Here is a 13961-nt window from a genome sequence, read left to right as displayed (position 1 = left end):
GTGCGTGCTGGCAGCCGATTGACGTGGCTCAAAACGCGGCGGCTGCAAAGCCGGCAAAGTTGCGTGCATGTTCGCCCTGTCTTCCTTGCAAGCTTTCGCCTTCGCGCCGGGTTCCGCCCAGGTGTTGGCCGCGGGTACCTGGCTCAGGCTGCGTAGGCAGTCGCCGGATACGGTGATGTATCTGGAACGCGGTCGCGTGCTCCTGGGCATAGGCCAGGGTGGGCAGATGCGCCACCAGCTGGGTGTGGTGGAGGGGCCGGCCTGGCTGGATGCGGCCTTTGTGCTGCAGCGGCGCGGCAGCAGCCTGGACATGCTGGCCGACAGCGATGTCCGCGTGCAGCAGTTGCCCCAGGCCGACTTCCTGCAGGCCGTCTCGCAACTGCCGTCTCCCGCCCAGCAACTGCTGCAGGACATGGCCCAGGCCTACTGCGCCCAGACCGAGCTGGCCGTGAGCCGCCTGTCCAAGGATGCCGAGGCACGCTGCGCACAGTGGTTGCTGCGCCATGCCATGCCGCACGAGGCGGGCGGCCTGCGCGTGACGCTGCACCTGCGCAAGCGGCTGATCGCCGCCCAGCTCGGCATTGCGCCCGAGACCTTCTCGCGCGTCCTGCGCCAGTTGCGTGAACATGGACTCATCGCGGGCCGGGGCAATGTCATCGATCTGCCCAAGCCGGCGGCCCTCGAGGTGCTCGCAGTAGGCTGATTCCCACGCCGCTGACGGGTGCCGGCCTGCAAGCGCCGGGACTTGCGGGGCGGGGTATCCACTGGTTCGCGGGTTCCACCCAGTGGGACGGCTTTCGGGTCTGCATATATTGAGGGCGTCATGTCACTGGACGCCCGTCGATCCCCCTTTTTCCAGGCGCTGCTGGCATCCCAGGATGCTCCGCAGGTGCCGGACTCGCCCTCGTGGCCGCGCGCGTCCACAGGCTGGGGCGCCATGCGCTGCACGGTGCTGGCGCTGGCCGCGGCGGCCGTGCTTGTGGTGGGCCTGGGCAGTGCCTGGTGGGTATCGCACAGCATGCGCCAGCAGACGCTGGAGCGCGCCATGGCCCGGCAGGCCGACGAGGTCGATACCGTGGCGCGCATGCTGGCCTCGCGGCTGGAGCAGCAGCAGCGCCTGCTGTGGGTGCTGGCCCAGGGCATGGCCGACCAGGGCGGCGACCCCAGCCGCCTGATGGGCGAGATGCTGCGCGGAGACGCATCCGTGCGGCTGTTCGACACATTGCAGCTGGCCGATGCGCGTGGGCAACTGCAATTGAGCCTGCGCGGCGGCCGCTCCGAACCCCTGGTCGATCTGGACGAAGGCGTGCGCGACGTGATGCGGCGCAGCCTGGCCGATGGCAAGCCCGTGGTCTCCACCATGGTCCGCAAGGGGGCCGATCCCGCAATGATGGAGTTGCTGTACGCCGTGCCGCTGCGCGCCGGCAACGGCACGGTCAGCGGCGTGCTTTCGGCGGGCGTGCGCATGTCCGGCCAGGCGCTGCTGCCGCCCGGCATCGACCCTTCGCGCTCCGCAGGGCGGCTGCTGGTCATGCAGCGCGACGGGCAGATCCTGGCCCACTCCGATCCGTCGCGCTGGACGGCGCGCGCCGAGGCCGAGCCCGGCCTGGGCGCGGACTGGTTGCAGGACCCTTCCGCCGGCGGCCTGCAGGTGGGCCCCGATACCCAGCGCCGCGCCGGCTACCTGGTGACGACGGCCGGCATGCCGCTGCCGCAGTGGCTGGTGGTCAGGATCACCCCCGAGGAAGCCATTGCGCCCAGCCTGGCGCCGCGCGTGCTCTGGTGGCTGCTGGCAGCCGTCGCGGGGGTCACAGCGCTGCTGGTGCTGCTGCTGATCCTGGTCACCGAACCCATGGCCGCCTTGCATCGCAGTGCACGCCAATGGCTGGCGAGCCAGGGGCGGCTGATGGCCGAAGAGCCCGATCCCGCGCCGGAGCCGGCGCCAGGCCATGCCGAGGAAGGCGGCTGGCGCATGCCCTGGACCCATGCCTGGGGAGAGGCTTCCACGCTGTGGCAGGCCCTGCACCGCCTGGGCCAGATGGGCCAGGACCAGGCCCACGAGGTCGGCCGGCTGCAACTGCAGCTGCAAACGCTGATGGACTACGCGCCCGTGGGCCTGGTGGTCACGCATGCGGCGCATCTGGAGCTGGTGGGCCTGCAGGCCGCGCGCATGCTGGGATATCCGCCGCGCGAACTGCAGGGGCAGGCGATACGCCAGCTGTGCGCCTCCGACGCTGCGCACGCCCAGTTGCTGGAGCGTGTGCGCAAGGACCTGGACATGTACGGCCAGTTCGACAGCGAGCAGTGCTTTGTCCGCAAGGACGGCCGCCCCATCTGGGTGCGCCTGCACGGCCAGAGCCTGCAGCGCCTGCAGCGCGGCCTGGAGCCACGCGCCGTGGTGCCGGCCGATCCCACCCTGGTCTGGGTGGTCGAGGACGTGACCATGCAGCGCCTGGTGCGCGAGCAGCCGGGCTGGAAGGCCATGCACGATCCGCTGACCCTGCTGCCCAACCGCGAGGCCTTTGCCATGCGCCTGCATGAATGGCTGCAGGAATGCAGCGCCGCCCAGCGCCTGCCCGCCGAGGCGCTGCAGGAAGAGGCCTCTTCCTCGCAAGCCGACGCCGAGGTTGCTGCCGTGGCCACGGCCGCGGTCGAAGTCGCCATTTCTCCCATGCCGCACCATGGCGTGATCCTGTTCCTGGACCTGGACCACTTCGCCCACGTCAACCAGCAGGGAGGCCATGCGGCCGGCGACGAGGTGCTGTGCCACATGGCCCGGCTGATCGACAGCGTGGTGCGGCCCTTGGGCTGGGTGGCGCGCCTGGGCGGCGACGAGTTCGCCGTGCTGCTGGCCGGCGTCCCGGCCGAGCAGGGCATGCTGCTGGCGCAGAGCCTGTGCATGGCCGTGCAGGACTGGGAAGGCGCGCACGAGGGCCAGCGCTACCTGATGGGCGCCAGCGTCGGCATGGTGGTGCTCGATGCCCGCCAGCACACGGTCAGCAGCGCGCTGCGCTCGGCCGACATGGCCTGCTATGCGGCCAAGCGCAAGGGCCGCAACCGCGTCGAGGTGCTGGAGGCCGCATGAGCGCCGGGGCCGCGCCTCATTCGAAGGATTCGCTGAAGCGCCGCAGTCCCTCGGGATCGATCAGGGTCAATGCCCCATAGGAGACGCGGACCGCTCCGATGTCCTCCAGCTCTCCCAGGGTGCGATTGACGATCTGGCGCGACACGCCGGCCAGGCTGGCCAACTCCTCCTGCGACATGCCCAGGTGCCGGTTGCCGGTGTCCGGATACAGCCTCGAATCGGTCAGCTCCGAGATGCAGTGCGCCACATGGCGGCTGGAATGGTGCAGCCGCGCATGCTCGCAGCGGCCGATGAACTGGCCCAGGCGCGCATTGAGCTGGTCCAGCAGGAAGCGGTTGAAGCCGAGGCTGCGCTCCAGCAGCCAGTGAAAGGTGCTGGCCGGCATCAGTGCCACCAGCGTATCCTCGATCGCCGTCGCGTCGAACGGCCAGCATTCGTGCTTGAGCAGTGTGCCCTCGCCGAACCAGCAACCCGGGGTAAAGGTGGCCAGCGTGGTGCTGCGCCCGGTAGGCGACAGCGCATGGATCTTGACCGCTCCCTGGACGATGCCGGCCCAGTGGCCGGCCCGGTGCGTCTTGTGGCAAAGCGGGGCGCCGGCCGGTATGTGCCGCAACAGCACCTCCCGCCGCAACCTGAGCAGGTGGGCCCTGCTCAGGTGGGGCGCAAAGGGCGCGGACTTGAGGACGGCGTTGATCGTGGGCGGCTGCATGGTGCTTGATGCAAATCTTCAATGAAAGTCTGCTGCTTCATTGCCTGGATTGGCACGCTGCAAACCCTGATCACCGGCCCCCGGACCCCTGCGGGACTTCGCGCAGGGTGCAGCTCAATCGTTGCGCGAGACCGGCGCAGGCCCGGCCTTGGTGCCCGCCGGGCCGGCACTGAAATCGGTCAGGAAGGCCGCCTCCTGGCTCTGGCCCGTTCCGGCCTGGCTCCAGTCGCACACTCCTGCCGCAAACACTGTGGCAAGGCGCTTTTGCTGTGCCGGGCTGAAGGTGATGCCGGCGTACTCCGGGCTGGTGAACGAAAGGGGCTTGAGCTGGCACTGGTAGATGTCCTCCGCGAGCGGACCTCCGGCTACCTGGCGTGGCGACAGGGTCGGCTTGAGGGGACAGGCTGGGTCGTCCAGGGCCAGGACTTTGTCGAGATCCGAAGGGACGGCTCCCGTCGCGGCGATGCATCCATCCCTGACATCCGAAGGCCTGTTGCGCACCACTTTCTGTGCCAGCGCCGCGCCGGTGGTGTCGCGCTCCACGGCGGTCAGCCAGCGGTCCATCATGACAAAGGCCTCGCGTCGCATGGCAGGGGCGATCAGCAGCGGGATCATGCCCTTGCTGGCGCGGATCACGTGGTTGTCATGGTGGCCGTTGGCGGCATCCAGCCGTGCGCGTTGCTGCAGGCTGCGCCAGGTCATGTGGATGTCGCTGCCGCCCTCGGGCCGCAGGTCGATGATGGCCACCTGGGACAGGTTCCTGCCGTTGCTGGTGAGGCCACTGCTGTAGAGCCTGGGCAGCAGGCTGGCCACGGCCCGCTCGCGGGCTGCCGGCCTGGACGCAGTGCCGCCGGTCCAGTCCATGTCGTTGGTGTAGCTGCCGATGCCTTCGTTGAGCTGCACGAAAGCCTCCGCGTCGATGGCGCCCGACTGCAGTGCCTTGAGTCCGTACTGCAGGCCCGTGTTGTCATACGGCAGTTGCGGCTTGGTGTGGCCGTCGGTGTCCTTGAACGTCCCGAACACCGGGACCAGCATGTCGTGGATCGAGCAGCGCACGCCCTGGCCGCGTGTGCGCGGGTCGTAGACGATGGAGGCGGGAAAGCCCACGCCGCAGTTGTCGGGCAGCCGGGGGTTCTGGGGGGCGATGAAGCTCCCTACCCATTTGTCGCAGTAGCTGGCCGGATGGCCATTGATGGCGGCCTTCGCGGTGTCGCTCAGTGCCTGTCCTGCGGCCGTCCTGTAGTAGTTGGACAGCAGGCCGCAGTCGCGTGTTTCCATCCAGGTGGACACCGTATCGGGATAGCTCAGCCCCGTCTGTATGCCCTGCAGCAGACCCGGCATGGCGGAGGCGATCACTGTCTGCATCATGGAGCCACCCGAGTCGCCGTCGCCCATGGTGTAGCGCACTTCGCCGTAGTTCTCGATCAGGTGCTCCTTGATGCGCATCATGTTCTCGGCGGCCAGCAACTCGTTGTTGTTGTGCAGGTGGTTGGTCAGCATGGCTTTCACGACCATGTGGCCTGCCGCGAGCGCGTTGGGGTCGAACGGCAGGCTGCCGCTGAACTGGTCGAGGAGGTTGACCGCCGGCTCCTGGAAGCGATTGCCGGAAGCGGCTGCGCCGAATCGCCACAGCACCTTGCCGTTCCATCCCTTTTGCGGCTCCCAGGGCGTCCAGGCAAGCGCGGGGTCATGGTAGGCCAGGATCTGGTAGGTGCCGCGGCCCATGACGCCAGTTTCCATGCGCAGCAGGTGCTTGACCGTATCCCCGCGGTCGTTGGTGAAGTCGGCGATCTCGCTGTCGGCCGGGCGCTGCGATGGGTCGTAGGCCACATGACAGGGCGTGGCGCCTGCCGGACCCATCGTGCAGGCGCTGCCTTGCCTGGCCTTGGGCATGTAGTAGTAGGTGTACTGGGTCCTGGTATTGCACTGGACATCCACCGGATCGGTATCGAGACCGCTGACGCGCGTGGTCACGGTCGCCGAAAGTGCCGTGCCCGGCACGGAAACGGTGGCTTGCGCGCCATTGCGCGTGGCGCAGATCCACGGCGCGGTCTGCGGCCCGGCGAAGATGGGATCGCCCCGGCCATGGTTGGTGATGTCCAGCCGTGCCCTCGCGCTGCCGGCCGCCGTGGCGGTGAGGGTGTTGGCGCCCACCCTCAATCCCTCGATCCGGCCCAGAATCCGGCCATTGGCGCGCTGGGCGAACCGGGCGGTGACATCCGTGCCATTGAGCGCCACCTTCAGCGCACCGGGCGGGCTGCCCTTGGGCAGCACAATTTCAATATAGGCATTGCCGTCGCTGATCATGTCGGCCCGGTTGGACAGGCTGCGTATCTCGATGACACCCAGGCCTGAATCACCGCTGCCGCCGCAGGCGGTCAGCACACTGGCGAGCGTGGCTGCGGCCACCATGCCCGAAAAAGGGGTTGGCTGTTTCATCGTCTTGTCTCCTGCAATCCACTTCCTTTTGAAGCGATTTCATTGAATCACGCTAACAGTCTGCAAGTCTGTATAGGTTTGGACAATGGTTTGCCGGCGACTGGCTCGCATATTGCATGTGCTGCGTGCACAAGTGTTTAACCGCCCCTGCCCAGGGCATTCTTGGTGCTTGTATCTAGCTGGCGGGGGTCATGGCTGGGTTACGCTGCGGGCTCCCCATGACCTGCGGCGCGTCCCCGGCGCGACCGCTCTTTTTTTCGCTGATTGCTTCGCTACATGCGCGACCAGGCCCTGTTCGACAAGATTGATCTGCACCTGATACGGGTGCTGCACACGGTGCTGACCGAGCGCAGCGTCTCGCGTGCCGCATTGCGCCTGGGCATGCACCAGCCGGCGGTGTCCGCCGCGCTCAAGCGCCTGCGCGACCTGGCCGGCGATTCGCTGCTGGTGCGCTCGGGCGCGCACATGCAGCCCACCGAGGCCGGGCTGCGCATGGTGCAGCCGGCGGCCGACATCCTGCGTGCAGCCGAGGGTCTGTTCAGCGATGCGCGCCATTTCGATCCCCGCACCTCCACGCGCACCTTCCGCATCGCCGCCAGCGACTACCTGGACCCGCTGTTCCTGCCGCGCCTGGTGGCCCACCTCAAGACCGAGGCGCCCGGCTGCCCCGTGGACATCCTGGCCCTCAACGGCGACGCGCACTACGAGGTGCAACTGGCCCAGGGCGATGTGGACGTGGTGATCGGCAACTGGCCCGAGCCGCCGCAGGGCCTGCACATGGCCAGCCTGTTCGAGGACGAGGTGGTCTGCCTGGTCAGCCCCCAGCATCCGGCCGTGCGACGCGGCTGGGACGTGGCCCAGTGGCTGGAGGCCGAGCACATCGCGCCCACGCCCACCTACCCGGGCGCGCGCGGCGTGATCGACGACCAGCTCTCCCGCATGGGCCTGCAGCGCCAGGTGGCGGCGCGCTGCGCGCATTTCAGCCTGATTCCCGACATCGTGGCCACCAGCTTGCTGGTGCTGACCACGGGGCGGCTGTTCTGCGAGCGCTTCAGCCAGCGCCTGCCCCTGGTGATCCTGCCTTGCCCGGTGGAGTTTGCGCCGCTGGTGTACTACCAGCTGTGGCATGCCCGCACGCACATGGGCGCGTCCACGCGCTGGCTGCGCGACGCCGTGCGGCAGGTGGCGCTGATGTCCCGTGCCCGCTAGGCGACGGCGACAGGAACCGCCTTTTGGGTGAACAAAGTGATGGCCGATATGAGGGCCGCCGAGGCGGTTTCAAGGACTTGTGTTCCAGTTTGTTGCAGAAATTGAAAGACAATCCCAGCCATGAATCCCCCCGATACAGTCCCCCTGCCAGCAGCAGCGCCGCCGCGGCTTCAGCTGACAGGCATCACCAAGCGCTATCCGGCGGTGGTGGCCAACAACGGCATCTCGCTGACCGTGGGCGCCGGCGAAGTGCATGCCATCCTGGGCGAGAACGGCGCCGGCAAGTCCACGCTGATGAAGATCATCTACGGCGCCGTCAAGCCCGACGAGGGCCGCATCGAGGTCGATGGCAAGCCGGTCCACATCCGCAACCCGCAGGAGGCGCGCCAGCTGGGCATCGCCATGGTGTTCCAGCATTTCAGCCTGTTCGACACGCTGTCCGTGGCCGAGAACGTCTGGCTGGGCCTGGACAAAAGCCTGCCGCTGGCCGAGGTGGTGCAGCGCATCGAGTCCACGGCGCATGACTACGGGCTGGAGGTCGATCCCCACCGCCCCGTGCACACGCTGAGCGTGGGCGAGATGCAGCGCGTGGAAATCATCCGCGCCCTGCTCACGCACCCGCGCGTGCTCATTCTTGACGAGCCCACCTCGGTGCTCACGCCGCAGGCGGTGGAGAAGCTCTTCGTCGTGCTGCGCCGCCTGGCGTCCGAGGGCTGCTCCATCCTCTACATCAGCCACAAGCTGCACGAGATCCGTTCGCTGTGCACGGCCTGTACCGTGCTGCGTGGCGGGCAGGTGACCGGCGTGTGCAACCCGGCCGTGGAGAGCAATGCCTCGCTGTCGCGGCTGATGATCGGCTCGGAGCCGCCCGAGCTCACGCACCGCGAATCCCAGGTCGGCGCCAGCGTGCTGCGCGTGCAGGGCCTGGCGCTGCCGCGCTCGGAGCCCTTCGGCGTGGACCTGCAGGGCATACAGCTCGATGTGCGCGCGGGCGAAGTCGTGGGCATCGCCGGTGTCTCGGGCAATGGCCAGAAGGAATTGCTGTATGCGCTGTCCGGCGAGGACACGCGCGCAGCGCCCGAAATGGTGCAGATTGCCGGCCGGGAGGCGGGACGCCTGGGCCCCGGCCGGCGCCGTGCGCTGGGCCTGCACTTCGTGCCGGAGGAGCGTCTTGGCCGCGGCGCCGTGCCCAGCATGGGCCTGGCGCACAACCTGCTGCTGACGCGCAAGACCGCGCTGGGCAAAGGCGGCTGGATTCGCATGGGCAAGCTGCAGGAGCAGGCGCGCGCCATCATTGCGCGCTTCAACGTCAAGGCCGGCGGCCCCAACGCGGCGGCGCAGTCGCTGTCGGGCGGCAACCTGCAGAAATTCATCGTGGGCCGCGAGATCGATGCCAGGCCCGCGCTGCTCATCATCTCCCAGCCCACCTGGGGGGTGGACGTGGGGGCGGCCGCGCAGATCCGCGGCGCCATCCTGCAATTGCGCGACGAGGGCTGCGCCGTGCTGGTGCTCAGCGAGGAGTTGGACGAATTGTTCGAGATATGTGACCGCCTGCATGTGGTGGCCAAGGGCCGGCTGTCGCCCTCCGTGGCGCGGGCCGATGCCACCGTGCAGCAGATCGGCGAGTGGATGAGCGGCCTGTGGGACGGTGCTGCCGCCCCGAACGCCGCCCCGAGTGCCACCAAGGGAGGTGCCCATGTTCAAGCTTGAGCAACGCCCCCAGGCCTCGAAGCTGTGGACCTACGGTTCGCCCGTGCTGGCGCTGGCCATCACGGTGCTGATCGGCGTGTGCCTGTTCGTGATGCTGGGCAAGGACCCGGTGCGCGGCCTGCAGGCCTTCTTCTGGGACCCCGTCAAGTCCACCTATGCGCTGGGCGAGCTGGCCGTCAAGGCCACGCCGCTGCTGCTGATCGCGCTGGGGCTGGCCGTGTGCTTTCGCTCCAATGTCTGGAACATCGGTGCCGAAGGCCAGTTCGTGATCGGCGCCGTGGCCGCAGGCGGCGTGGCGCTGCTGGCGGACAAGACCACGGGGCCCTGGATCGTGCCCGCCATCCTGGTGGCCGGCATGCTGGGCGGCATGGTCTGGGCCGGCATCGTGGCCCTGCTGCGCGACCGCTTCAATGCCAATGAAATCCTGGTCAGCCTGATGCTGGTCTACGTGGCCACCCTGGTGCTGGGCTTTCTGGTCTACGGGCCGTGGAAGGACCCCATGGGCTACAACTTCCCGCAGACCAAGACCTTCGAGCGCGTCACGCAGATCCCCAAGCTGATGCAGGGCATGCGCACCAATATCGGCCTGCTGCTGGCGCTGGCCGCGGCGGCCATGCTGTGGATCTTCCTGTTCCGCACCCGCGCCGGCTTTGCGCTGCAGGTCGGTGGGCTGGCTCCGGCCGCCGCACGCTACGCGGGCTTTTCCTCGCGCCGTGCGCTGTGGACGGCGCTGCTGATCTCGGGCGCCGCCGCCGGCCTGGCCGGTGCGCTGGAGGTGGCCGGCCCGCTGGGCCAGCTCACGCCCTATGTCCCGGCCGGCTACGGCTTCGCCGCCATCATCGTGGCCTTCGTCGGCCGCCTGCATCCCGTGGGCATGATCTTTTCCGCGATTCTCATGAGCATGTTCTATATCGGGGGCGAACTCGCCCAGTCGCGCCTGGGCCTGCCCAAGGCGCTGACCGGCGTGTTCCAGGGCCTGCTGCTGTTCACGCTGCTGGCCTGCGACACGCTGGTGGCCTACCGCGTGCGCTGGGTGTCCCGCACGCCCGTGGTTCCGCCCGCAGCGGCGCCTGCCGTCAAGGAGGCCCGCTGATGGAATCCTACGCACTGCTGCTGGGCTCCACGCTCAGCGCCGGCACCGTGCTGGCGCTGGCCGCGCTGGGCCTGCTGATCAATGAAAAGGCCGGCATCGTCAACCTGGGTGCCGAGGGCATGATGCTGTGCGCCGCCATCGCGGGCTTTGCCGCCGTGGTCCACACGGGCAGCACCACCGTGGGCTTTCTGGCCGGCATGGGTGCGGGCGCGCTGCTGGCCGCCATCTTCGGCGTGCTGGTGATCTGGCTGAACACCAACCAGTACGCGACGGGGCTGGCCCTGTCGCTGTTCGGCACGGGCTTCTCGGCCTTCCTGGGCCTGGGCTATGTGCAGGCACGCCTGCCCGAGCTGCCCAAGTTCGCCGTGCCCTGGCTGTCCGACCTGCCCGTGGTGGGCACGGCGCTGTTCCGCCTGCATCCGCTGGTCTATGGCGCGGTGGCCATTGCGGCGGCCCTGGTCTGGTTCCTCTACCGCACCCGGGCCGGCCTGGTGCTGCGCGCCGTGGGCGAGTCGCCCCAGTCGGCCCATGCGCTGGGCTATCCGGTGCGCCGCATCCGCCTGGCGGCCGTGGTCTTCGGCGGCGCGATGTGCGGGCTGGCCGGTGCCTACATCTCCACCGTCTACACGCCGCTGTGGGTGGAGGGCATGGTGTCGGGCCGGGGCTGGATCGCGCTGGCGCTGACCACCTTCGCCACCTGGCGCCCTGCGCGCGTGCTGCTGGGCGCCTACCTGTTCGGCGGCGTGACCATGCTGCAGTTCCATTTGCAGGCCACGGGCGTGCAGGTGGCCAGCCAGCTGCTGTCCATGCTGCCGTACCTGGCGACCATCGTCGTGCTGGTGCTGATCTCGCGCAATCCGACCTGGATCCGCGCCAACATGCCGGCCTCGCTGGGCAAGCCCTTCTACCCGGGCTCCTGACGCTTTCATTGTTTCTCTCTCCCTCCAGAACCACAAAAGGACAAACGCATGCCCGCTTTGCGCGAACGCACCCTGAAACCTGGCCTCAAAAGCACGCTTGTGAAGATGATCGGCCTGTCGGCCATCTCGGTGGCGGCCCTGACCGCCTGCGGCAAGAAGGAAGAGGCCGCAGCGCCTGCTCCCGCTGCCGCGCCCGCAGCGCAGGCGCCGGCCGAGAAGCTCAAGATCGGCTTCATGTACGTCAGCCCCATCGGCGACGGCGGCTGGACCTTCCAGCATGAGCTGGGCCGCAAGGCCATCCAGGAGAAGTTCGGCGACAAGGTGGAAACCTCCTTTGTCGAAAGCGTGCCCGAGAGCGCCGATGCCGAGCGCGTGATGCGCGACATGGCCGGCCAGGGCAACAAGCTGATCTTCGCGACCAGCTTCGGCTACCAGGAGTTCGTGCAGAAGGTCGCGGCCGACCTCAAGGACGTGAAGTTCGAGCACGCCACCGGCTACAAGAATGCCGACAACGTGGCCACCTACGACACCAAGACCTTCGAGGGCGCCTACCTGGCCGGCATCGTGGCCGGCGGCATGACCAAGACCAAGACCATCGGCGTCGTGGCCTCGGTGCCTATCCCGGAAGTGGTGCGCAACATCAACAGCTTCGTGCTGGGCGCGCAAAGCGTCGATCCCTCGATCAAGGCCAAGGTGGTCTGGGTGAACGAATGGTTCGCCCCGCCCAAGGAGTCCGAGGCCGCCACCTCGCTGATCAACGGCGGCGTGGACGTGCTTTACCAGAACACCAACTCCCCGGCCGTGCTCAAGACGGCCGAGGAACGCGGTGCGCGCGCCTTCGGCAAGGACGGCGACATGAGCGCCTTCGCGCCCAAGGCCCACCTGGGCTCGGCCGTGATCGACTGGACGCCTTACTACAGCAAGGTCACCCAGGACACGCTGGACGGCAAGTGGCAGGGCGGCTCGTTCTGGTGGGGCGTGAAGGAAGGCGCCATCGACCTCGTGAAGATCGCCGACGACGTGCCCCAGGACATCAAGGACAAGGTCGCCAAGGCACGCGACGGCTTGAAGGACGGCAGCTTCGCCGTCTGGACCGGCCCCATCAAGGACAACGCGGGCAAGGAAGTGCTGACGGCAGGCCAGGTCGGCGACCTGGGCTTCATGACCAGCATCAACTTCTTCGTCAACGGCGTCGAAGGCAAGGTGCCGGGCGCCAAGTGATCCGGCGGCAGTCCATGCAACAAGGGCCCTTCGGGGCCCTTTTTTCTGCCGCGATCCGCCAGACGGGTCCGCCCTATGCACCACGATTGTGCAAAGCCCCCAAAATGTGGTTTTCCCGCATGCCTGGTGGCTCTGGCGCAGCCGGCTGGCGCCATTCTTGCTTTATTCTCGGGACCCATCGCGGCGGGTCTGCGCCCCTGCGGACACCGCCTTCTTCCTGCCTGCCGCAGGACCACTTGAGGAAACTTCGATGACTGATCTTCACAAACGCTCCCTGATCAAGGTGGCAGCGCTGTCGGCCGTGGCCGCCGCCGCGCTGGCCGGCTGTGGCAAGAAGGAGGAGGCCGCGCCTGCGCCCGCTCCCGTTGCCGAGGCCCCTGCTGCCGCTGCAACCGAGCCTTTGAAGATCGCCTTCGCCTACGTGGGCCCCGTCGGTGACGGCGGCTACACCTTTGCCCACGACCAGGGCCGCCTGGCGCTGGAGAAGGAATTCGGCGACAAGATCAAGACCTCCTACGTCGAGAGCGTGCCCGAGGGCGCCGACGCCGAGCGCGTGCTGCGCGACATGGCCGCCAACGGCAACAAGCTGGTCTTCGGCACCACCTTCGGCTACATGGAGCCCATCCAGAAGATCGCTCCCGACTTCCCCGATGTGAAGTTCGAGCACGCCACCGGCTACAAGACCGCCGCCAACGTCAGCACCTACGACAGCCGCACCTACGAAGGCGCTTATCTGGCCGGCATCATCGCGGGCTCCATGACCAAGTCCAACGTGCTGGGCGTGGTCGGCTCCGTGCCGATTCCCGAAGTGCTGCGCAACATCAACAGCTTCACGCTGGGCGCGCAGTCCATGAACCCCAAGATCAAGACCAAGGTGGTCTGGGTCAACGAGTGGTTCGCCCCCCCGAAGGAAACCGAGGCTGCGACTTCGCTGATCAACGGCGGCGCCGACATCCTGTTCCAGAACACCGACTCCGCCGCCGTGCTCAAGACGGCCGAGGAAAAGGGCAAGCGCGCCTTCGGCTGGGACTCCGACATGACGGCCTACGGCCCCAAGGCCCACCTGGGCTCGGCCATCATCAACTGGACTCCCTACTACACCAAGACCGTGCGCGAGATGCTGGACGGCAAGTGGAGCAGCCAGCAGACCTGGTGGGGCGTGAAGGAAGGCGCGATCGACATCGTCTCGCTGGCCGATGACGTGCCCGCCGAGGCCAAGGCCCGGATCGAAGAGGTCAAGAAGGGTCTGAAGGACGGCACCTTCCACATCTGGAAGGGCCCGATCACAGGCCAGGACGGCAAGGAACTGCTGGCCGCCGACGCCGTGGCCGAAGACAAGTTCCTCACGGGCATCAACTTCTACGTCAAGGGCGTGGAAGGCAAGGTGCCGGGCCAGGACAGCAAGTAAGACAGACGCCAGGCCACCCGGCGCAGGCCGGGTTGCCTGTTGCCGCCAGGGCCGCCTTCGGGCGGCCTTGGCGTTCATGCGCAGCACAGGTGTACCTGTACCGTACCTGTGCTGCGCATCGAGCGGGTTTATGCTCGCTCCCAGCCGCGGCCTGCCCGCTGCCGCGG

At 67.9% G+C, this 13961-nt stretch carries 10 protein-coding genes; 8 read left to right on the top strand and 2 right to left on the bottom strand.

What is annotated here, in order from left to right; all coding sequences use genetic code 11:
- The first annotated feature begins 67 nt into the window (after positions 1 to 67).
- Entirely contained in the window at positions 68 to 703 is a 636-nt protein-coding gene (locus ACF8NF_RS25470) for a Crp/Fnr family transcriptional regulator (protein WP_016449769.1), read from the top strand.
- 120 nt (positions 704 to 823) lie between these two features.
- The gene (locus ACF8NF_RS25465; RefSeq protein ID WP_016452621.1) at positions 824 to 3085 is read left to right on the top strand and encodes a diguanylate cyclase domain-containing protein; all 2262 of its coding nucleotides are present in this window, start codon (positions 824 to 826) and stop codon (positions 3083 to 3085) included.
- Between the two features lie 16 nt (positions 3086 to 3101).
- On the opposite strand, the gene ACF8NF_RS25460 is transcribed toward ACF8NF_RS25465, so the two are convergent.
- Positions 3102 to 3794: a Crp/Fnr family transcriptional regulator gene (locus ACF8NF_RS25460; RefSeq protein WP_017404028.1), complete on the bottom strand. Its 693-nt coding sequence runs from the start codon at positions 3792 to 3794 to the stop codon at positions 3102 to 3104.
- Positions 3795 to 3908: 114 nt separating this feature from the next.
- The gene (locus ACF8NF_RS25455; RefSeq protein WP_392451506.1) at positions 3909 to 6233 is read right to left on the bottom strand and encodes a DUF6351 family protein; all 2325 of its coding nucleotides are present in this window, start codon (positions 6231 to 6233) and stop codon (positions 3909 to 3911) included.
- A gap of 276 nt (positions 6234 to 6509) precedes the next feature.
- Between ACF8NF_RS25455 and ACF8NF_RS25450 the strand changes: the two genes are divergently transcribed.
- The 6 genes from ACF8NF_RS25450 to ACF8NF_RS25425 all read left to right on the top strand — a co-directional run bounded on the left by ACF8NF_RS25450 (position 6510) and on the right by ACF8NF_RS25425 (position 13794).
- Complete coding sequence (locus ACF8NF_RS25450; RefSeq protein WP_016449767.1) at positions 6510 to 7442, top strand: LysR family transcriptional regulator; 933 nt, start codon at positions 6510 to 6512, stop codon at positions 7440 to 7442.
- A 120-nt stretch (positions 7443 to 7562) separates the two neighbouring features.
- Positions 7563 to 9152, top strand: coding sequence for an ABC transporter ATP-binding protein (locus tag ACF8NF_RS25445; protein WP_392451505.1), 1590 nt, complete (start codon positions 7563 to 7565; stop codon positions 9150 to 9152).
- On the top strand, positions 9139 to 10245 hold the full coding sequence (locus tag ACF8NF_RS25440; protein WP_016449765.1) for an ABC transporter permease: 1107 nt from the start codon (positions 9139 to 9141) through the stop codon (positions 10243 to 10245). The genes ACF8NF_RS25445 and ACF8NF_RS25440 overlap by 14 nt, the downstream gene beginning before the upstream one ends.
- Positions 10245 to 11165 carry an ABC transporter permease gene (locus ACF8NF_RS25435; RefSeq protein WP_016449764.1) on the top strand — a complete coding sequence of 307 codons (921 nt, stop codon included), beginning with the start codon at positions 10245 to 10247 and terminating at the stop codon, positions 11163 to 11165. Before ACF8NF_RS25440 ends, ACF8NF_RS25435 begins: the two co-directional genes overlap by 1 nt.
- Positions 11166 to 11213: 48 nt before the next feature.
- Positions 11214 to 12386 (top strand): BMP family ABC transporter substrate-binding protein, encoded by a 1173-nt coding sequence (locus ACF8NF_RS25430; RefSeq protein ID WP_016449763.1) that lies wholly within the window; start codon positions 11214 to 11216, stop codon positions 12384 to 12386.
- A 250-nt stretch (positions 12387 to 12636) separates the two neighbouring features.
- A complete protein-coding gene (locus ACF8NF_RS25425) occupies positions 12637 to 13794 on the top strand; it encodes a BMP family ABC transporter substrate-binding protein (RefSeq protein WP_016449762.1) in 1158 nt (385 codons plus the stop codon).
- Positions 13795 to 13961 lie beyond the last annotated feature (167 nt).

Origin of the sequence: Delftia sp. WSY_22, assembly GCF_043104185.1 — a bacterium.
GTDB lineage: Bacteria > Pseudomonadota > Gammaproteobacteria > Burkholderiales > Burkholderiaceae_C > Comamonas > Comamonas tsuruhatensis.
The sequence above is the reverse complement of the archived record's forward strand: the minus strand, read 5'-3'. Positions and strand labels throughout refer to the sequence as shown.

What these genes read in the sequence shown, in the direction of transcription:
- ACF8NF_RS25445 (WP_392451505.1), top strand. Translation starts at nt 7,563, where the DNA reads ATGAATCCCCCCGATACAGTCCCCCTGCCAGCAGCAGCGCCGCCGCGG.
- ACF8NF_RS25450 (WP_016449767.1), top strand. Translation starts at nt 6,510, where the DNA reads ATGCGCGACCAGGCCCTGTTCGACAAGATTGATCTGCACCTGATACGG.
- ACF8NF_RS25435 (WP_016449764.1), top strand. Translation starts at nt 10,245, where the DNA reads ATGGAATCCTACGCACTGCTGCTGGGCTCCACGCTCAGCGCCGGCACC.
- ACF8NF_RS25460 (WP_017404028.1), bottom strand. Translation starts at nt 3,794, where the DNA reads ATGCAGCCGCCCACGATCAACGCCGTCCTCAAGTCCGCGCCCTTTGCG.
- ACF8NF_RS25430 (WP_016449763.1), top strand. Translation starts at nt 11,214, where the DNA reads ATGCCCGCTTTGCGCGAACGCACCCTGAAACCTGGCCTCAAAAGCACG.
- ACF8NF_RS25470 (WP_016449769.1), top strand. Translation starts at nt 68, where the DNA reads ATGTTCGCCCTGTCTTCCTTGCAAGCTTTCGCCTTCGCGCCGGGTTCC.
- ACF8NF_RS25465 (WP_016452621.1), top strand. Translation starts at nt 824, where the DNA reads ATGTCACTGGACGCCCGTCGATCCCCCTTTTTCCAGGCGCTGCTGGCA.
- ACF8NF_RS25455 (WP_392451506.1), bottom strand. Translation starts at nt 6,233, where the DNA reads ATGAAACAGCCAACCCCTTTTTCGGGCATGGTGGCCGCAGCCACGCTC.
- ACF8NF_RS25425 (WP_016449762.1), top strand. Translation starts at nt 12,637, where the DNA reads ATGACTGATCTTCACAAACGCTCCCTGATCAAGGTGGCAGCGCTGTCG.
- ACF8NF_RS25440 (WP_016449765.1), top strand. Translation starts at nt 9,139, where the DNA reads ATGTTCAAGCTTGAGCAACGCCCCCAGGCCTCGAAGCTGTGGACCTAC.